At 70.6% G+C, this 19,130-nt stretch carries 13 protein-coding genes; 10 read left to right on the top strand and 3 right to left on the bottom strand.

Annotated elements, in window-relative coordinates:
* Positions 1 to 31 precede the first annotated feature (31 nt).
* Together nifH and A33M_RS13720 are read right to left on the bottom strand one after the other, a co-directional pair.
* Positions 32 to 862, bottom strand: a complete 831-nt coding sequence (gene nifH / locus A33M_RS13725; RefSeq protein ID WP_008388099.1) for a nitrogenase iron protein — start codon at positions 860 to 862, stop codon at positions 32 to 34.
* 510 nt (positions 863 to 1,372) lie between these two features.
* A complete protein-coding gene (locus A33M_RS13720) occupies positions 1,373 to 2,995 on the bottom strand; it encodes a sigma-54-dependent Fis family transcriptional regulator (protein ID WP_008388095.1) in 1,623 nt (540 codons plus the stop codon).
* A gap of 297 nt (positions 2,996 to 3,292) precedes the next feature.
* On the opposite strand from A33M_RS13720, the gene A33M_RS13715 reads away from it, so the two are divergent.
* From A33M_RS13715 to A33M_RS13675, 8 genes are all read left to right on the top strand, one after another.
* Positions 3,293 to 3,652, top strand: coding sequence for a winged helix-turn-helix domain-containing protein (locus A33M_RS13715; protein ID WP_008388093.1), 360 nt, complete (start codon positions 3,293 to 3,295; stop codon positions 3,650 to 3,652).
* A gap of 413 nt (positions 3,653 to 4,065) precedes the next feature.
* Positions 4,066 to 4,725 (top strand): aldehyde dehydrogenase iron-sulfur subunit PaoA, encoded by a 660-nt coding sequence (gene paoA, locus A33M_RS13710; RefSeq protein WP_008388090.1) that lies wholly within the window; start codon positions 4,066 to 4,068, stop codon positions 4,723 to 4,725.
* Positions 4,722 to 5,672: an FAD binding domain-containing protein gene (locus A33M_RS13705; RefSeq protein ID WP_008388089.1), complete on the top strand. Its 951-nt coding sequence runs from the start codon at positions 4,722 to 4,724 to the stop codon at positions 5,670 to 5,672. Before paoA ends, A33M_RS13705 begins: the two co-directional genes overlap by 4 nt.
* Positions 5,673 to 5,676: 4 nt before the next feature.
* Positions 5,677 to 7,875, top strand: a complete 2,199-nt coding sequence (gene paoC, locus A33M_RS13700) for an aldehyde oxidoreductase molybdenum-binding subunit PaoC (RefSeq protein ID WP_008388087.1) — start codon at positions 5,677 to 5,679, stop codon at positions 7,873 to 7,875.
* A 335-nt stretch (positions 7,876 to 8,210) separates the two neighbouring features.
* Entirely contained in the window at positions 8,211 to 9,347 is a 1,137-nt protein-coding gene (locus tag A33M_RS13695) for an enolase C-terminal domain-like protein (protein ID WP_008388085.1), read from the top strand.
* Positions 9,348 to 9,373: 26 nt separating this feature from the next.
* Positions 9,374 to 10,426: a hypothetical protein gene (locus A33M_RS13690; RefSeq protein WP_008388082.1), complete on the top strand. Its 1,053-nt coding sequence runs from the start codon at positions 9,374 to 9,376 to the stop codon at positions 10,424 to 10,426.
* Positions 10,419 to 12,803: a GMC family oxidoreductase gene (locus A33M_RS13680; protein ID WP_008388080.1), complete on the top strand. Its 2,385-nt coding sequence runs from the start codon at positions 10,419 to 10,421 to the stop codon at positions 12,801 to 12,803. The genes A33M_RS13690 and A33M_RS13680 overlap by 8 nt, the downstream gene beginning before the upstream one ends.
* Positions 12,791 to 14,563 carry a glycoside hydrolase family 15 protein gene (locus tag A33M_RS13675; protein ID WP_008388079.1) on the top strand — a complete coding sequence of 591 codons (1,773 nt, stop codon included), beginning with the start codon at positions 12,791 to 12,793 and terminating at the stop codon, positions 14,561 to 14,563. The genes A33M_RS13680 and A33M_RS13675 overlap by 13 nt, the downstream gene beginning before the upstream one ends.
* A gap of 79 nt (positions 14,564 to 14,642) precedes the next feature.
* Here A33M_RS13675 and A33M_RS13670 read toward each other — a convergent pair whose 3' ends face one another.
* On the bottom strand, positions 14,643 to 18,299 hold the full coding sequence (locus tag A33M_RS13670) for an error-prone DNA polymerase (RefSeq protein WP_008388077.1): 3,657 nt from the start codon (positions 18,297 to 18,299) through the stop codon (positions 14,643 to 14,645).
* Between the two features lie 190 nt (positions 18,300 to 18,489).
* Between A33M_RS13670 and A33M_RS13665 the strand changes: the two genes are divergently transcribed.
* Together A33M_RS13665 and A33M_RS13660 are read left to right on the top strand one after the other, a co-directional pair.
* On the top strand, positions 18,490 to 18,681 hold the full coding sequence (locus tag A33M_RS13665; protein WP_008388075.1) for a type II toxin-antitoxin system HicA family toxin: 192 nt from the start codon (positions 18,490 to 18,492) through the stop codon (positions 18,679 to 18,681).
* Between the two features lie 9 nt (positions 18,682 to 18,690).
* The gene (locus A33M_RS13660; RefSeq protein ID WP_008388073.1) at positions 18,691 to 19,107 is read left to right on the top strand and encodes a type II toxin-antitoxin system HicB family antitoxin; all 417 of its coding nucleotides are present in this window, start codon (positions 18,691 to 18,693) and stop codon (positions 19,105 to 19,107) included.
* Positions 19,108 to 19,130 lie beyond the last annotated feature (23 nt).

The following is a 19,130-nucleotide window of genomic DNA, read 5'->3' as shown; positions in this document are numbered from 1 at the left end:
CGACGGAGAGGACCCGTTCCCGACGCCGCGCTCAGTCCATCAGGCCGTATTTGACGACCATCTTCTCGAGCTCGTCCATCGACAGCGGCTTCGGAATGACGAAGTCGGTGTTGTCGGCGATCGCCGCCCCGAGCTGCTTGTACTCCTGCGCCTGGCAGGCCTCGGGGTCGAACTCGGTCACCGTCTTCTTGTTGAACTCGGCCTTCTGCACGATGTTGTCGCGCGGCACGAAGTGGATCATCTTGGTGCCGATCGCGGAGGTGAACTCCTCGAGAAACTCGCGCTCGCCGTCCACCTTGCGGCTGTTGCAGATGATGCCGCCGAGCCGAACGCCGCTCTGCTTGGCGTATTTCACGAGGCCCTTGCAGATGTTGTTGGCGGCATAGATCGCCATCATCTCGCCGGAGGCGACGATGTAGACCTCCTGCGCCTTGCCGTCGCGGATCGGCATCGCGAAGCCACCACACACCACGTCGCCGAGCACGTCGAAGAAGATGAAGTCGAGGTCGTCGGTGTAGGCCTTGTTGGCTTCCATCAGATCGATCGCGGTGATCACGCCGCGGCCGGCGCAGCCGACGCCGGGCTCCGGACCGCCGGACTCGACGCAGCGGATCTCCTTGAAGCCGGTCTTCACCACCTTGTCGAGCGTCACCTTCTCGGCACCGAGCGTGCGCAGCGTGTCCATCACGGTGTCCTGCGGCTTGCCGCCGAGAATCAGGCGGGTCGAATCCGCCTTCGGGTCGCAGCCGTGAATGAAGACGTTCTTGTCGTGATAATAGGCGAGCGCCGCCGCCGTGTTCTGGGTCGTGGTCGATTTTCCGATGCCGCCCTTGCCGTAGATCGCCACCTTGCGGGTCGCCATGAGTGGAAGCTCCTTCGTGAAATGATCAGGACGATGGAAATGTCCGCCGCCGTGGCCTCTTCATCAGCAACGGCCGTGCCACTCGCGGTGTGCGTGACGGGCCGGGACGCACGTGACGCGCGCGGTCAATTTCTTTCGGAGCGGCGACGAGCGGAGCCACCGTGCGGACTGGCGAATTCGGCCTCGTCCCGCGCTGCGGACGACGTCGGGCGTGGAAATGAACGGCTGCGGTGAATTCGCGAAAAGAATGTGCGCTTTCGGTCGATTCGTCCGGCGTCCGCACCGAGCCCTCAGGGTTTACGCAGTCGGTAAATTCATCGCCGGAAGTTTACCGTGCGGGAAACGGTGGACGCATGGTTCGGGACGCGGGCCTCCGGTCGCTTCTCGGCACGAGAAAACGGGACGACGCCGCCGCGCGGCGGGGACGAGGAGATCGCAGGAAGCAGAAGGTCACGCCGGCGCGGGGCGCTGGGCGTCGGAGGCGGGGAGCCGGGAGCCGAAGACCGTCGCTCAGGCGCCGGTGCGCGGCGGCGTCATCCGGAAGCTCTTGTAGGTGAGGCCGTGGCGCTGCATGCGCACGCCGAGCATGCGCCGCGTGAGGCCGAGATCGTCGGCGGCCTTGCCGATATTGCCGCTCGAGGCCTTGAGCGCCTCGACGATCATCTCGTGCTCGACCATCGCGAGTTTTGCCTCGAGCGTCATGCCGAACGAGGTGCCGCTCTCGCTCGCGGTCTGCAGCGAGGGCGGCAGGTCGTAGCCGTGGATCACACCTTCCTCGGCGAGGATCACCGAGCGCTCGATCACGTTCTCCAGCTCGCGCACGTTGCCGGGCCAGTGGTAGCTCATCAGCATGTCGATCGCGGGCGTGGAGATGCGCTTGATCGGCTTGCCGATCTCGTTCGCGTAGGTGGTGACGAAGTGATCGGCCAGCGTGATCACGTCGCTGCCGCGGTCGCGCAGCGGCGGGATGGTGATCGGAAACACGTTGAGGCGGTAGAACAAGTCCTCGCGAAAGGTGCCGTCGGCGACCATCTCGGCGAGGTTGCGGTTGGTGGCGGCGATGATGCGCACGTCGATCTTCACCGGCTTCGATCCGCCGACCCGCTCGAACGTCTTCTCCTGCAGCACGCGCAAGAGCTTGGCCTGGGTCGTCAGGCTCAGCTCGCCGACCTCGTCGAGAAAGATGGTGCCGCCGCTCGCCTGCTCGAAATAGCCGCGATGGGTCGCGACCGCGGAGGTGAAGGCGCCCTTCTCGTGACCGAACAGCTCGCTCTCGGCGAGGCCTTCCGGCAGCGCCGCGCAGTTCGCCTTGACGAACGGGCCGTCCGAGCAGGGGCTGTCGTAATGGATCGCGTTGGCGACCAACTCCTTGCCGACCCCGCTCTCGCCGAGCAGCAGCACGGTCGCCTTGGTGGAGGCGACCTTGTGGATCAGCGAGTACACCTCCAGCATCGGCTTGGAGTTGCCGATGATGTTCGAGGGCTTGAAGCGCTGCTTCAGTGCGCTGCGCAGCTGCCGGTTCTCGGCCTCGAGCCGCACCTTGTCGACGTTCTCGATGAGGTACAGCTCGACGGTCGGCGCGATCAGCGCGGCGATCATCGCCAGGAGCTCGGCGTCCTGGGCGAGCAGCCGCTGATTCATGTAGACGCGCTCGGCACAGATCGTCCCGACCACCTTCTGCGCGAGCACGATCGGCACGCAGAAGAACGCCGTCTTGCCGCGGGTGCGGCCCTTGTGGGCGCGGGTGCGGTCGAGAAAGTCGGGGCTCTCGTCGATGCGCGGCAGAATCACCGCCTTGCCGGTCTCGACCACCCGCCCGGTGATGCCTTCGCCGGGTGCGTAGATGCCGCGGCTCTTCTCCTCCTCGGTGAAGCCGAACGAGTCGTGGATGAAGATCGCGTCGGAGCGGCGCTCGTACAGCATCATCGCGCCGCGCGCGATCTTCATCTGGCGGCGCATGCCCTCGAGGACGATCGAGACGAGCGTCGCGAGATCGGCGTTCTCGGCGATCACCTGATTGATCTTGAACAGGATCGGCAGCACGTTCACGCGGCACTCGCCGGTGAAGCAGTGCGTGAAGTCGTCGACGAAGCCGTCGCTCGCGACATCGATCCGGTCGTTGGTGCTCGTCATCCCCGACACTCTCGGCCCTCGTCCGTCCGCCGGACGGTGTCGTCGGCCGCGGCGGCCGACGGTCCCTCGAAGCGTCCGCCCCCCCCACGAGGCAAGGCACGTGCCACGCGGGCGGCGGACGGCGAGGCGACCCGTCACGGCGTCATATTCCTACGAATACAGCGAATCGGCAAATCCGGGGCGGCGGGCACGGCGGTCGATGCGGTCGGTCGCTGTCGGGTTCACGACCAGATCGGGCGCTTGACGGGCGCGGCGTGTTCGCTTCTCGTCTCTCCGAACGTCCGAGGAGACGCGCCCATGACCCCGACACGGCTGTCGATCCGCATCGACCTTCCCGGCGGAGGCCGCATCGGCCCCGGAAAGATCGCGCTTCTGGAGGCGATCCGCACCGCCGGCTCGATCTCGGCCGCCGCCCGCACGCTCGGCATGTCCTATCGCCGCGCCTGGCTGCTGGTGGAGGAGGTGAACCGCCAGCTCCGCTCGCCGGCCGTCACCACCGAGGCTGGCGGTCGGCACGGCGGCGGCGCCGCGCTCACCCGCGCCGGCGAGCAGGTGGTCGACCTCTATCACGCGATCGAGGCGCATGCGCACACCGCCGCGCGCAGTGAGTTCCGTGCGCTCGGCCGGCTGGTGCGCCGCGAGGCCGTTTCGGCCTGAGCACCCGAGCGGCAAGGGACGGACGCGGACGCCGATCCGGGTACCGGCGGCTGCCGGCGGGTGAACGTCGGCGCCGTTCGTGCATTGACGACAAAGCGTGGTTCGACCTCGGTTCGTCCCGGACGTTTTGGCGTCGGGCGGACGGCGGTCGTTCGCCGTTGCTCCCCGCGGGCGCCGCGAGGCGCCGTAAAGGACAACCCGAGCGCGTGGCTTTCGGCTCCGTCTTCCGAACCCGGCGATTCGCGGGGCACTGCGCAAGAACACCGGGCGAAACCGGACGGGCCGTCGCGACTTGTCCCGTCCGGGGGACGCCGGTCGCTCGAGCGAGTGCCACCCCCGAGCGCGCGCCGACGTCTCGACACGTCCGGCGAGGACAGCCGCAAAACCCCGGCGGCGGATAGAGGAGACGTGCCATGGCCGAGCCGAGCGGGTTCGATCCGTCGCGGCGGGGCGTCGTCGTCGGTGGCGCCGCGTCTCTCGTCGTCGGGGCGGTGCCGCCCGCCGCCGCGCAATCGCCGCGCCCGCCTTCGGCCGGTGCGGCACCACAGGACGCTCCTTCGATGATGAAGCTCTCCTTCGAGGTCAACGGCACGCCCTGCGACCTCGCCGAGATCGACACCCGCACCACGCTGCTCGACGCGCTGCGCGAGCATCTGAGGCTCACCGGCACCAAGAAGGGCTGCGACCACGGGCAGTGCGGCGCCTGCACCGTGCTGGTGAACGGCACCCGGATCAACAGCTGCCTCAGCCTCGCCGTGCAGCATCACGGCGACCGCATCACGACGATCGAAGGGCTCGGCACGCCGGGCGCGCTGCACCCGATGCAGGCGGCCTTCGTGCGGCACGACGGCTATCAGTGCGGCTACTGCACGCCGGGGCAGATCTGCTCGGCGGTCGCCGTGCTGGCGGAGATCGAGGCGGGGGTGCCCAGTCACGTCACCGCGGATCTCGGCGCAGCGCCGCCCCTCACCAATCTCGAGATCCGCGAGCGGATGAGCGGCAACATCTGCCGGTGCGGGGCCTATTCCAACATCGTCGACGCCATGGCCGAGGTCGCCGGAGTGAAAGCATGAAGCCGTTCACCTACGAGCGCCCGACCACCCCGGCCGCGGCGGCGGCAGCGGTGACGCGCCGGCCGGACGCGAAGTTCATCGCCGGCGGAACCAACCTGCTCGACTTGATGAAGCTGCAGATCGAGACGCCGGGGCATCTGGTCGACGTGCAGGATCTGCGGCTCGACACGATCGAGGCGACCGACGACGGCGGCTTGCGGATCGGCGCACGGGTGACCAACACGGCGCTGGCGAGCGACCCGCGGGTGCGGCGCGACTACGGCGTGCTCGCCCGCGCGATCCTGGCCGGCGCGAGCGGCCAGCTGCGCAACAAGGCGACCACCGCCGGCAATCTGCTCCAGCGCACCCGCTGCCCCTATTTTTACGACACCTATCAGCCCTGCAACAAGCGGCAGCCCGGCTCCGGATGCGCCGCGATCGGCGGCTACGGCCGGCCGCTCGCGGTGATCGGCGGCAGCGACGCGTGCATAGCCACCCATCCGAGCGACATGGCGGTGGCGCTGCGGCTGCTCGATGCGCGGGTCGAGACGGTGACGGCGGACGGCACCACCCGCGCGATCCCGATCGCCGACTTCCATCGCCTGCCCGGCGACACCCCGCATGTCGAGACGGCGCTCGCGCGAGGCGAGCTGATCACGGCGGTGACGCTGCCGAAGCCGCTCGGCGGCACGCACGTCTATCGAAAAGTCCGCGACCGCGCGTCCTACGCGTTCGCGCTGGTGTCGGTCGCCGCGGTGATCCGGCCGGACGGGACCGGGCGCGTCGCGCTCGGCGGCGTCGCGCCCAAGCCGTGGCGTGCGGAGGCGGCCGAGGCCGAGCTGCCGTCGGGCGCCAAGGCGGTCGCCGATGCGCTGCTCGCCGGCGCCCGGCCGACCGCCGACAACGCGTTCAAGCTGCCGCTGGTCGAGCGGACGATCGCCGCTGCGATTTCGGATGCGAGGGAGTGACGGCATGAAGTTCGAGCATCCCGCAGGCCTCAACCCGATCGACCGCCTCACCGTCGTCGGCCGCCCCGTCGATCGCATCGACGGGCCGCTCAAGACCACCGGCACCGCGCTTTATGCCCACGAGCGCCACGACGTGGCGCCGAACCAGGCGTACGGCGTCGTGGTCGGCGCGGCGATCGCCAGGGGCCGCGTCGAGACGATCGACGTGAGGGCGGCACGCGCGGCGCCGGGGGTGCTCGCGGTGGTGACGACGCTCGACGTGCCGCGGCTCGGCCGCGGCCGGATGAACTACGCCTACCTGTTCGGCGGCGCCGAGATCCAGCACTACCATCAGGCGATCGCGGTGGTGGTCGCCGAGACGTTCGAGCAGGCCCGCGCGGCGGCGGCGCTGATCCGCGCGGACTACACGCCGGAGCAAGGACGGTTCGATCTCGCTGCGGAAGCGGGACACGCGCCGCTGCACGGCGACGGCGACGAGCCGGTGCACCGGGTGGGCGATTTCGAGACGGCGTTCGCGGCTGCGCCGGTGACGCTCGACCGGACCTACACGACGCCCGACCAGAGCCACGTGATGATCGAGCCGCACGCCACCGTCGCGGTGTGGGACGGCGACCGCCTCACCTTGTGGACCTCGAACCAGATGATCGCCTGGAGCAAGAAGGCGGTCGCCGACATCCTCGGCATGCCGGCGGAGAAGGTTCGGGTCGTCTCGCCCTATGTCGGCGGCGGGTTCGGTGGCAAGCTGTTCGTGCGCGCCGACGCGGTGCTGGCGGCGCTCGGCGCGAAGGCGGCCGGACGGCCGGTCAGGGTGGCGCTCACCCGGCCGCTCGTCATCAACAACACGACGCACCGCCCGGCGACCATCCAGCGCATCCGCATCGGCGCCGAGCGGGACGGCCGGATCACCGCGATCGCCCACGAAAGCACCTCCGGCAACCTGCCGGACGGCTCGCCGGAGACGGCGGTCGCCCAGACTAAGCTGCTCTATGCCGGCGCCGCTCGGATGATCGCGATGCGGCTCGCGCGGCTCGATCTGCCAGAAGGCAACGCCATGCGCGCGCCGGGCGAGGCGCCCGGCATGATGGCACTGGAGATCGCGATCGACGAGATGGCCGAGGCGCTCGGGCTCGACCCGGTCGAGTTCCGCATCCGCAACGACACCCAGGTCGACCCGGCCCATCCCGGCCGCCCGTTCTCGTATCGCGATCTCGTCGGCTGCCTGCGGCTGGGGGCGGAGCGGTTCGGCTGGAGCGCCCGCGATCCGAAGCCCGCCAGCGTGCGCGACGGCCGCTGGCTGATCGGCCTCGGCGTCGCCGCCGGCTTCCGCAACAACCTGCTCACCAAATCGTCCGCCCGGGTGGAGCTCGACCGGCACGGCGTGGTCACGGTCTCGACCGACATGACCGACATCGGCACCGGCAGCTACACGATCATCGCCCAGACCGCGGCCGAGATGCTCGGCGTCGGCCTGGAGAAGGTGGTGGTGCGGCTCGGTGATTCCGACTTCCCGGCGTCGGCCGGGTCGGGCGGGCAGTGGGGCGCCAACAACGCCACTGCCGGGGTCTACGCCGCCTGCGTGAGGCTGCGCGATGCGGTCGCCCGCAAGCTCGGCCTCAACGCGACCGACATCGACTTCGCGGACGGCGAGGTCATGTCGGGCGATCGCCGCGTGCCGCTCGGCGAGGCGGCCGGCGAGGGGCTGTCGGCCGAGGACGGCATCGAGTACGGCAGCCTCGCCAAGGATTATCAGCAGTCGACCTTCGCCGGCCATTTCGTCGAGGTGGCGGTCGACGCCCATACCGGCGAGACGCGGCTCAGGCGCATGCTGGCGGTGTGCTCGGCCGGCCGCATCCTCAACCCGAAATCGGCGCGCAGCCAGGTGATCGGGGCGATGACGATGGGGGCGGGCGCCGCCCTGATGGAGAAGCTCTCGGTCGACACCCGCCGCGGCTTCTTCGTCAATCACGACCTCGCCGGCTACGAGGTGCCGGTCCATGCCGACATCCCGCATCAGGAGGTGATCTTTCTCGACGAGGCGGACCCGATCTCCTCGCCGATGAAGGCCAAGGGGGTCGGCGAGCTCGGCCTGTGCGGCGTCGGTGCGGCGATCGCCAACGCGATCTACAACGCCACCGGCGTGCGCGTGCGCGACTATCCGATCACGCTCGACACCTATCTCGACCGGCTGCCGCGACCGGCGTGAGCCGCCGGTCCGCCGAGCCTCGGCGGATCATCGTTCTCCACCGTACCAACGGCGCGGCCGTCCGCCGGAAAACCGCACCGATGCGACGAACGATGCCGCGTCGCGGCGGTTGTTCCGTGACAGGAGCGGGACGGCCGCGCGATCGCCGGCCGACTTCGCCGACGTTGCGCGTCGACGCGGGCTCGACCCCGGACGACGCCGATCGCCCACGGTGCCATGCAGATGAACGACACGCCCCCACACATCGCCGCGGACCAGGCGAGCAGCCTCGCCGTGCCCGTCGATCCGGCTCGCCGCGTCTCCCGCTCGGCTCGCACGCTCGGCGGTGAGGCGACATGAGCGCGGCGGACGCTCCGGATGCGATGGCGGGTCGTCCCGGCTGCGAGGCGCCGGTGCGGGAGGTGCGGGCGCGCGCCTACCGCATCCCGACCGACCGGCCGGAGGCCGACGGCACCTTCTCCTGGTCCGCCACCACGCTGGTGATCGTCGAGGCGGAGGCGGCCGGCAAGACCGGGCTCGGCTACACCTATTCCGACGCCTCGATCGTGCCGCTGATCGAAAAGCACCTCGCCGATGCGGCGAAGCGCTACGACGCGTTCGACCCGCCGGCGGCGTGGCGGGCGATGACGGCGCTCGTGCGCAATCTCGGCCGCGACGGGCTCGCCGCGACCGCCATCTCGGCGGTCGACATCGCATTGTGGGATCTGAAAGCGAAGCTGCTCGAGGTGCCGCTCGCGCTGCTGCTCGGCCGGCTGCGCGATGCCGTGCCGGTCTACGGCTCCGGCGGCTTCACCACCTACGACGACGACGAGCTGCGCGGCCAGCTTTCACACTGGGTCGAGGTGGACGGCTGCGCCTTCGTGAAAATGAAGGTCGGCAGCGATCCGGACCGTGATCCGCACCGGGTGGCGGTGGCGAAGAAGGCGATCGGCGAGCGCATGCTGTTCGTCGACGCCAACGGCGCCTGGACGGTGTCGCAGGCGCTCGATTATGCGGAGCGCTTCGCGGACGAGGCCGACGTGCGCTGGCTGGAGGAGCCGGTCTCCTCCGACGATCTCGCCGGCCTTTCCCGCGTGCGCGAGCGCGCGCCGGCACGGATGGAGATCGCCGCCGGCGAGTACGGCTGGAACGCCGATTCCTTCCGCCGCATGGTTGCCGCCGGCGCGGTCGACGTGCTGCAGGCCGACGTCACCCGCTGCGGCGGCTACACCGGCTTCCTGCAGGCGGCGGCGCTGTGCGAGGCGCATCATCTGCCGCTGTCCGGCCACTGCGCGCCGGCCGCGCATCTGCCGGTCGCCTGCGCGGCGACGCGGCTGCGCCATCTCGAATGGTTTCACGATCACGTCCGCATCGAGCACATGCTGTTCGACGGCGCGCCGACGCCGCGCGACGGCGTGATCGTGCCAAATCTCTCGCGGCCGGGCCACGGGCTGATCTTCAAGCACGCCGACGCCGAAGAATTCCGCGTCTGACGAGACGACACACTCGCGAGGTGAGAATGCACCAGCCGATGAGACCAAGCGGGCCGCTGACCTCCGGCCGGCAGATCGACGCCGCCCAGGCGGGGCTCGGGATCGGTGTCGCCGTGCTGGGCGTCGGCATCGCCGCGCTGCTCGCGCGCGGCACCCGGCCGGCGCCGCGGCCCGACGCACCGCTGCCGGCGACCCGCGACGCGCTGCATCACGCCGCCGACCTCGTCGCCGGGTCGTGGCATCGCTCGCCCTCCGAGGTCGCGACCACCCGCGCCGGCCGCCGGCTGAACCGCGCCGCCGGCCTGCTCGCCTTCTCGGTGCTCGCCGACAGCGCGATCGAGCACTATCGCGGCTCGTTCGCCAACAAGGCGATGTTCACGCCGCTGGTCGTCTCGACCGCGACGCTGGCGACCAGCCTGCACGGCCTGCGCGACCGCTCCGCCGGGGCGCATCGCCTGCGCGACGGCGTCTATCTCACCGCCGCCGTCACCGGCCTGGTCGGCACCGGCTTCCATCTCTACAACGTGCTGAAGCGGCCCGGCCGGCTCGACTGGCAGAACCTGTTCTACGGCGCGCCGCTCGGCGCCCCCAACGCGATCATGCTGTCCGGCCTGCTCGGCGCGGTCGCCGAGCGGGTGCGCGACACCGAGCCCGGACGACGCCCGCGCGTGCTCGGCATCCCGGCCGGGCGGATGATGGCGGCGGTCACCGCGATCGGCCTGATCGGCACGATGGGCGAGGCGGCGCTGCTGCATTTCCGCGGCGCGTATCACAACCCCTTCATGGTGCTGCCGGTGACGCTGCCGCCGGTCGCCGCCGTCTTGATGGCACGCGAGGCGATCGGCCCGAAGCGCGAGAACCGCCGCTTCGCCCGCTGGTGGCTGCGCCTCACCGCGGCGATGGGCTTCGCCGGCTCCGGCTTCCACGTCTACGGCGTCAGCCGCAACATGGGTGGCTGGCGCAACTGGCGCCAGACCGTGCTCGACGGCCCGCCGATCCCCGCCCCGCCGAGCTTTACGGGGCTCGCGCTCGCCGGCCTCGGTGCGCTTGCGCTGCTGGAGGATCACCCCGATGCGTGATCTCTTCCCCGGCTACGACGTGCTCGCCAAGCGCGACACCCCGTCCTGGAACGAGGTCACGCGCGACGTGGTCGACCGCCGCCTCGCGCTCGATCCGGAGACGCATCGCTTCTTCGACGACGCCGAATGGCAGACGCTGAAGGCGGTGTGCGACCGCATCGTCGTGCAGCCGTCCGACCGTGAGCGCCCGGTGCCGGTCGCTGCGATGGTCGACCTGAAGATGCACGAGAGCACCGGCGACGGCTTTCGCCAGGCAAAACTTCCGCCGATGGGCGAGGCGTGGCGGCGCGCGCTCGCCGCCCTCGACGCCGAGACGCAGGAACGTTACCGGCGGCGCTTTCACGAGCTCGACATCGCCCAGCAGGACATCCTGCTCGCAGCAATGAAGAAAGGCGATCTCGAGCACGCGGCGTGGGACGGCATGTCGCCCGCGGCGTTCTTCGAGCACCGCGCGGCGACCGACATCGTGACGAGCTATTACGCGCATCCGACCGCGTGGAACGAGATCGGCTTCGGCGGCCCGGCGAGCCCACGCGGCTATGTGCGGATGGACTTCGATCGCCGCGATTCCTGGGAAGCCGCCGAGGCGACGCCCGGCCGCGAGGACGACGCGCGGCGCGCCAATGCGCGGGTGGGCGCAGGCGCCCTCCGGCAGCGCAGCGGGCGGCCGCCGGCCGATCCCGCCACCGAGCCGCGTGCAAAAAACGGCCGGTGCCCGGACGTGTTTCGGCCCGGCGCCTGGATGCCGATGCGCGAGCACGACGACGGCGAGGCGGTGGATTTCGTGATCGTCGGCACCGGCGCCGGCGGCGGCACGCTCGCCTGCAAGCTCGCCGAGGCGGGCTTCTCGGTGGTCGCGCTCGACGCCGGTCCGTACTGGCGTCCGCTCGAGGATTTCGCCTCCGACGAGACCGAGCAGCACAAGCTCTATTGGACCGACGAGCGGATCGTCGACGGCGACAACCCGTTGCAGCTCGGCTCCAACAATTCGGGCAAATCGGTCGGCGGCTCGACCGTGCATTTCGCGATGGTGTCGCTCAGGTTCCGCCCCGAATGGTTCAAGGCGCGCACCCGGCTCGGCTACGGCGCCGACTGGCCGCTCGACTGGCGCGAGATGTGGTCTTATTACGAGGAGGTCGAGCAGACGCTGAAGATCGCCGGCCCGCTCACCTATCCGTGGGGACCGAAGCGCCCGCGCTATCCTTATCGCGCGCACGAGCTGAACGCCGCCGCAAAAGTGTTGGCGCGCGGCGCCGAGGCGCTCGGCATCGCCTGGACCGAGACGCCGCTCGCCACCCTGTCGGCGCCGCGCGGCGCCTCGCCGCCCTGCGTCTATCGCGGTTTCTGCACCATCGGCTGCTCGACCAACGCCAAGCAGAGCGTGCTGCTCACCTGGCTGCCGCGCGCCGTCCGCGCCGGCGCCGAGATCCGCGACCTCGCGATGGTCGGCCGCATCGAGACCGACGCAGCGGGGCTCGCGACCGGCGTGCATTATCTCCGCGAGGGCCGCTGGCGCTTCCAGAAGGCGCGGAACGTGGTGGTCGCCGGCTACGCGATCGAGACGCCGCGTCTCCTGCTGATGTCGGCGAACGACAAATTCCCGAACGGCCTCGCGAACTCGTCCGGCCTGGTCGGAAGGAACCTGATGGTCCAGGGCAATCAGGCGGTGTGGGGGGTGATGGACGAGGAGATCCGCTCCTACAAGGGGCCGCCCTCGCTCGCCATCACCGAGCACTGGAACTACGACGACACCGGAAAAGATTTCTTCGGCGGCTATTCCTACATGAGCCAGGGGCCGCTGCCGCAGCTGTGGGGCAAGACGCAGGCGACCGCGCACGGCCTGTGGGGCGAGTCGCTGCTCGACGAGATGCAGCGCTACAATCACGTCGCCGGCCTCAAGGTGGTGAGCGAGTACATGCCGCAGGAGAGGAACGGCGTGACGCTGACCGACGAGAAGGATCAGTACGGGCTGCCGATCCCGCGCGTCTCCTATTCCTGGTGCGACAACGACGAGCGAATGAACCGCCACGCGCTCGACTTCATGGGGCAGGCGCTCGACGCCGCCGGCGCGCGCGACATCTGGGAGCAGCACGACGACACCTGCCACCTCAACGGCACCGCGCGGATGGGCGACGACCCGGCGAAAAGCGTGGTGAACGCCGACTGCCGCTCGTGGGACATTCCCAACCTGTGGATCTGCGACGGCTCGGTGTTTCCGACCGTCGGCGGCGTCAATCCCTCGCTCACCATCCAGGCGATCGCCTGCCGTACCGGCGACCGCATCAAGGCGCTCGCCGCGCGCGGGGAGCTGTCCGCTGCGGCCCGCGAAAGACCGCGGAGCCGGGTGCTCGGCGCGGTGCCGGCATGGCCGGGTTGATCGAGGATTACGGGCTGATCGGCGACGGCGAGACCGCCGCGCTGGTCGGCCGCGACGGATCGATCGACTGGCTGTGCTGGCCGCGCTTCGATTCGGACGCGTGCTTCGCCGCGCTGCTCGGCACCGCCGAGCACGGCTGCTGGCGGCTCGCGCCGGTGACGCCGTGCGAGAGCGAGCGGCGTTATCAGGACGACACGCTGATCCTCGAGACCGACCACACGACCGACACCGGCCGGGTACGGGTGGTCGACTTCATGCCGATCCGCGAGGGCGCCTCGGTGCTGGTGCGCACCGTGCGCGGGCTCGCGGGCACCGTGACGGTGCGCAGCGCGGTCGATCTGCAGTTCGACTACGGCTCGATGCCGCCGTGGATCGAGGTCGACGGCGACACCGCGCTCGCCCGCGTCGGTCCCGATCTGGTGGTGCTGCGGGCGCCGGTCGCGCTGTCGCTCGAGCGCGGCATCCTCGGCGCCGAGGTCGCGGTGCGCGAGGGGGAGGAAGTGCATTTCGTGCTCGCCTACGGCGATTCGGCGATCGGCCCGCCGCCGCCGATCGACCCGCGCGCGGCGCTCGCCGAGACCCGCCGCCGATGGGGCGACTGGATCGGAAAGTTCGGCGGGGCGACCGACTGGCCGGAGGCGGTGCGGCGCTCGCTGATCACGCTGAAGGCGCTGATCTACCGGCCGACCGGAGGGATCGTCGCGGCGCCGACCACCTCGCTGCCGGAGGCGCCGGCCGGCGAGATGAACTGGGACTACCGGTTCTGCTGGCTGCGCGATGCCACCTTCACCCTCTCCGCGCTGATCAATGCCGGATACGCCGACGAGGCGAAGGCGTGGCGCGACTGGCTGTTGCGCGCGGTCGCCGGGGCCCCGGACAAGATGCGCATCATGTATCGGCTGGACGGCTCGCGCCGCTTGGAGGAATGGCAGCCCGGCTGGCTGCCGGGGTTCCGCTGGGCGACGCCGGTGCGGATCGGCAACGCCGCCTCGCGCCAGCTCCAGCTCGACGTCTACGGCGAGGTGATCGACGCGCTGCACCTCGCCGCAAAAGCCGGCATCGCGCCGTCCGAGCAGAGCTTCGCCCTGCAGGTGGCGATCGTGCAGCACGTCGCCGATGTGTGGCGCGAGCCCGACCAGGGCCTTTGGGAGGTGCGCGGAAAGCCGCGCCACCACGTCTATTCGAAGGCTTCCGCCTGGGTCGCGCTCGACCGTTTCACCCGCGACCCGGCGACCACCGAGCGCGCCGACCCGGACGGTCTCGCGCGCTTCCGCGACCTCGCGGGCTTCGTCCATCGCGACATCTGCGCCAACGGCTACGACCCCGGGCTCGGCCGGTTCGTGTCGTACTACGGCAGCCAGGAGCTCGACGCCAGCCTGCTGCTGCTGCCGATCGTCGGCTTCCTGCCGGCCGACGACGAGAGGATGGCGGCGACGATCGCGGCGATCGAGCGCGAGCTGGTCGAGGACGGTCTGGTGCGGCGCTGGCGCGCGCACGGTGAGAACCCGGAAGGCGCCTTCCTCGCCTGCTCGTGCTGGCTCGCCGAGTGCCAGGCGATGCAGGGGCGCCACGCGGCCGCCCGCGCGACGTTCGAGCGGCTGCTGTCGGTGCGCAACGATCTCGGGCTGCTCGCCGAGGAGTACGACACGCGCGGGCGGCGGCTGGCGGGCAACTTTCCGCAGGCGCTGAGCCATCTCGCCCTGGTGCAGACGGCGCTTGCCCTGAGCGGGCCGATCGTCCGGCGCGGCGGCGAGGCGTGAGCGGGGCGGCGTGACCCTGGCCGCGTAGTGGGGCAGCGTAGTGGGGCGGCGTGATCGGGGTCGGTGTGAGCGGGTGGCGTCAGCGAAAATTCCGTCCCTTCGGCATGGTGCGGCCCACCTTTCCGGCCGGGGCCGGATCGTCGGCGAGATTGCTGCCGAGATCGTCGCGGAAGTCGGGCGCCTCGCGCGAGCGGGCGGCGAGCGATGCGTCGGCCCGCAAAGGCTGGCGGTGCTCCGGAATCGGCCGCTTGAACTCGTCGCAACGGGCGAGGTTGTCGACGCAGCCGGTGTCCTCGGCGAGCCGGCGCAGCAGCGGCGTGAGGTCTTCGAGCCGGTCGGCCACCACATGGACGACGCCCTGCTCGTTCTGCAGCCGGCCGCAGACGCCGATCAGGCGCGCCCCGATCACGATCGGCCGGTAGAGCTCGAACACCTGCGGCCAGACGATCACGTTGGCGACCCCGGTCTCGTCCTCGAGGGTCGTGAAGATCACGCCCTTGGCGGTGCCGGGCCGCTGGCGCACCAGCACCAGCCCGGCCGCCGACACCCGCCGTCCGGACGGCAGGGCGGCGAGCCGCTCGTTCGGCACGATGCGGCGTCGCGCGAGATCGCCGCGCAGGAACGACACCGGATGCGCCTTCAGCGACAGGTGCAGGTGGCGATAGTCGGCGACCACCTGCTCGCCGAGCCGCATCGGCGGCAGCGCCACGTCCGGCTCCTGCTCAGGGGTGGCGACGCGGGCGAACAGCGGCAGGTCGTCCTTGTCGCCCGAGCGGCGCAGCGCCCGCACGGCCCACAGCGCGCGGCGGCGGTCGAGCCCGAGCGAGCGGAACGCATCCGCCTGCGCGAGCCGCTCCAGAACGGCGGGCGAGAGCGCCGTGCGCAGCCACAGATCGCGGATCGAGTCGAAGCCGTCGCCCCGCACGTCGGAGATCTTGCGGCCGTCCTCCTCCCGGAGGCCGGCGATCTGGCGGAAGCCGAGCCGCACCGCGTGGGTCGCGCGGATGTCGCCCGCCATGTCGCGGTGACGGGGGTGGAGACGAGGGCGCTCCTTCGCTGTGTCGCTCTCCCCGCGTGCGGGGAGGGGGCGTCCGGGCGCCGCGGAGGACGGAGGCTCCGGCGCGTTGTCCCAGCCGGAAAAATTCACGTCGATCGGGCGCACCTCGATGCCGTGGTCGCGGGCGTCGCGGACGATCTGGGCCGGCGCATAAAACCCCATCGGCTGGCTGTTCAGGAGCGCGGCGGCGAACACGTCGGGATAGTGGCACTTGATCCAGGCGGAGGCATAGACCAGCAGCGCGAAGCTCGCCGCGTGGCTCTCCGGAAAGCCGTACTCGCCGAACCCCTCGATCTGCCCGAAGCAGCGCTCGGCGAAATCGCGCGGATAGCCGCGGGCCGTCATGCCGTCGATCAGCTTGCCGCGAAAATACCCGATCGTCCCGACCCGGCGGAACGTCGCCATCGCCCGGCGCAGCCGGTCGGCCTCCGACGGGGTGAAGCCGGCCGCGACGATGGCGATGCGCATCGCCTGCTCCTGGAACAGCGGCACGCCGAGCGTCTTGCCGAGCACCTGCGCCAGCTCGTCGGCCGGGCCGTGCTCCGGGGCGGGGGAGGGGAACCGCACCGGCTCCAAGCCCTGCCGGCGGCGCAGATAGGGGTGCACCATGTCGCCCTGGATCGGCCCGGGCCGCACGATCGCCACCTCGATCACCAAGTCGTAGAAGGTTTTCGGCCTCAGCCGCGGCAGCATGGTCATCTGGGCGCGACTCTCGACCTGAAAGACACCGACCGAGTCGGCCCGCGACAGCATGCGGTAGACGGCCTCGTCCTCGGCCGGGATGCAGGAGAGGTCGAGGCGGGCGGGCCGGCTCGGCGCCTCGTTCACCCTCTCCCCACACGCGGGGGGAAGAAAAGTGGGAGCCTCGCCGCGGAAACTCTCCCCGTAATGCCGCTGCAGACAATCCAGCGCTCGGCGCAGGCAGGTCAGCATGCCGAGCGCCAGCACGTCGATCTTCAGGATGTGCAGCGTGTCGAGGTCGTCCTTGTCCCACTCGATGACGGTGCGGTCCTCCATCGCGGCGTTCTCGATCGGCACCAGCGCGTCGAGCCGGCCGCGGGTGATCACGAAGCCGCCGACGTGCTGGGAGAGATGGCGAGGAAAGCCCACCAGCTCGCGCGCCAGTGCGAGCGTGCGGGCGAGCCGCACGTCCGACGGGTCGAGGCCGGTGCGGCGCGCATGCTCGTCCGAGACGGCCTCGCGCGAAAATCCCCACAGCGTGCCGGTCAGCACGCCGATCACGTCCTCCGACAGGCCGAACGCCTTGCCGACGTCGCGCATCGCGCTGCGACCGCGATAACGGATCACGGTGGCGGCGAGGCCGGCGCGCTCGCGGCCGTAACGGCGATAGATGTACTGGATCACGTCCTCGCGCCGCTCGTGCTCGAAGTCGACGTCGATATCGGGGGGCTCGCGCCGCTCGGCCGAGACGAAGCGCTCGAACAGGAGATCGGCGCGCGCCGGATCGACCTCGGTGATGCCGAGGCAGTAGCACACCGCCGAGTTCGCCGCCGAACCGCGGCCCTGGCAGAGAATGCCGCGCGCGCGGGCGTACCGCACGATGTCGTGCACGGTGAGGAAATAGGGCGCATAGCCGAGCGCGTCGATCAGCCGGTACTCGTGATCGAGCACGTGACGCACCTTTGCCGGCACGCCGCCTGGATAGCGCCGGGCCGCGCCCTCCTCGGCATAGGCGACCAATGCCGCCTGCGGGGTCGGGAATCCCTCGCGCACCTCGTCCGGATAGTCGTAGGCGAGCTCGTCGAGCGAGAAGCGGCAGCTTTCCAGAAACACCAGCGTCTGCGTCACCGCCTCGGGGGCGGCGCGGAACAGGCGCGCCATCTCGTCGGCCGTCTTCAGATGACGCTCGGCGTTCGCCTCGAGCCGGCGGCCGGCGGCGTCGAGCGTGGTGTGGGTGCGGATGCAGGTGATCACGTCGTGCAGGGGGCGCCGCTCGGGGACGTGATAGAGCACGTCACCGACCGCGATCAGCGGGGTGCGCGTCCTCGCTCCGAAGGCTGCGAGCCGCGCCAGCCGCCGTGCGTCGTCGCCGCGATGGAGCATGCGCGCGCCGAGCCAGACGCGGGCGCCGGCCTCGCGGAGAGACGACGGCAACGCCGGATCGGTGCCGGTGGTTTTGCGCGCAGGAGGCGGCGGCGTCCGGGGACGGGCCGGCCCGGCCGGCGCCCCCTTCCGCAAGACGGGTGGTTCCGGGGTGGGCACGCCGGGGGTGCCGGGTGCGCCGGGTGTGGCCCACGCGCTCGCGCACGGGCTGCGGGCCGACAGCCGCTCCCGCCCGTCCGCCAGGACGATCAGGTTGAACCCCTCGGCGTCGGCGAGCAGGTCGCCGCGATGCAGTATGCAGGCGCCCTTGCGGGTGCGCCGCTTGCCGAGCGTGAGGAGGCGCGTGAGCCGCGCCCAGGCCGCACGATCCCGCGGATAGGCGAGGATGTCGGGGGTGTCGTCGGCGAACACCAGCCGCGTCCCGACCGCGAGCCGCGCCCCGTGCTCCTTCGCCGCCTCGTGGGCCCGCACCACGCCGGCGACCGAGTTGCGGTCCGCCACCCCGAGCGCCGCGAGCCCGAGCGCCTTCGCCTGCCGCACCAGCTCCTCCGGATGCGACGCCCCGCGCAGAAACGAGAAGTTGGTGGTGACGGCGAGCTCGGCATAAGCGGGCATTGGGTTGCGTTTCGGGCTGCGGTGTGTATTTATTTACGCAATCTTCCGCGGTTTCACCGCCGCGGCCTCATTGAAGAATTCGCGGTGGAATGGCTCTGGCCGCCTTCGGCGGTCTTCCGCCGTCGTAGAACCCTTCAATGGGCCGCAGCGCACCCCGAGCGAGCGGTCTCACGATCGGAGCCGTGGTTCGATGGAGAAGGACAGCCGCAAGCTGATCGGGATGCTGAAAAAGGATGGCTGGGTGCTGGATCGTGTGAATGGCGACCACCACACCTTCAAGCATCCGCAGCGACCCTTGCTCGTCACCGTCACGCATCCGCGCCGGGATCTGCCGGTCGGTCTGGTGCGACGGATCTACAAGCTGGCGGGATGGAGACTTTAGAGGCGCAGCATGATGGTCCAGTACGTCGCGATCGTCGAGAAGGACCCGGACAGCGCGTTCGGAATCTGGTTCCCGGATGTCGAGGGCTGCTTCTCGGCCGGCGACACGCTGGCCGCGGCGGCCGCGAACGCCGCGGCGGCGTTGCGCCAGCATGTCGAGGCGCTGGAGAGTGCGGGACAGCCGGTGCCGCCGGCCCGTTCCTTGGACGAGGTGCGGAGCGACGAGGAGGTGCGGGAGTCTCTCGGGGCCGGCGCGCTGCTGATCGCCGTGCCGCTGTTGAGCGATGCCGGCCGCACCGTGCGGATCAACGTGTCGCTGGACAAGGGATTGGTCGATCAGATCGACCACGCGGCCGAAGCGCGAGGGCTGACTCGCTCGGCGTTTCTCGCGCAGGCGGCACGGGAGAAGATCGCCGGCACCGTATAGCTCCGCTCGTGACGCCGGCATCC

This window comes from Rhodovulum sp. PH10 (genome assembly GCF_000293785.1).
GTDB lineage: Bacteria > Pseudomonadota > Alphaproteobacteria > Rhizobiales > Xanthobacteraceae > Rhodoplanes.
The sequence above is the reverse complement of the archived record's forward strand: the minus strand, read 5'-3'. Positions and strand labels throughout refer to the sequence as shown.

Bases quoted from the DNA above. Each gene is read 5' to 3' on its own strand.
- nifH (WP_008388099.1), bottom strand. From the start codon at position 862: ATGGCGACCCGCAAGGTGGCGATCTACGGCAAGGGCGGCATCGGAAAA.
- A33M_RS13720 (WP_008388095.1), bottom strand. From the start codon at position 2,995: ATGACGAGCACCAACGACCGGATCGATGTCGCGAGCGACGGCTTCGTC.
- A33M_RS13715 (WP_008388093.1), top strand. From the start codon at position 3,293: ATGACCCCGACACGGCTGTCGATCCGCATCGACCTTCCCGGCGGAGGC.
- paoA (WP_008388090.1), top strand. From the start codon at position 4,066: ATGGCCGAGCCGAGCGGGTTCGATCCGTCGCGGCGGGGCGTCGTCGTC.
- A33M_RS13705 (WP_008388089.1), top strand. From the start codon at position 4,722: ATGAAGCCGTTCACCTACGAGCGCCCGACCACCCCGGCCGCGGCGGCG.
- paoC (WP_008388087.1), top strand. From the start codon at position 5,677: ATGAAGTTCGAGCATCCCGCAGGCCTCAACCCGATCGACCGCCTCACC.
- A33M_RS13695 (WP_008388085.1), top strand. From the start codon at position 8,211: ATGAGCGCGGCGGACGCTCCGGATGCGATGGCGGGTCGTCCCGGCTGC.
- A33M_RS13690 (WP_008388082.1), top strand. From the start codon at position 9,374: ATGCACCAGCCGATGAGACCAAGCGGGCCGCTGACCTCCGGCCGGCAG.
- A33M_RS13680 (WP_008388080.1), top strand. From the start codon at position 10,419: ATGCGTGATCTCTTCCCCGGCTACGACGTGCTCGCCAAGCGCGACACC.
- A33M_RS13675 (WP_008388079.1), top strand. From the start codon at position 12,791: ATGGCCGGGTTGATCGAGGATTACGGGCTGATCGGCGACGGCGAGACC.
- A33M_RS13670 (WP_008388077.1), bottom strand. From the start codon at position 18,299: ATGCCCGCTTATGCCGAGCTCGCCGTCACCACCAACTTCTCGTTTCTG.
- A33M_RS13665 (WP_008388075.1), top strand. From the start codon at position 18,490: ATGGAGAAGGACAGCCGCAAGCTGATCGGGATGCTGAAAAAGGATGGC.
- A33M_RS13660 (WP_008388073.1), top strand. From the start codon at position 18,691: ATGATGGTCCAGTACGTCGCGATCGTCGAGAAGGACCCGGACAGCGCG.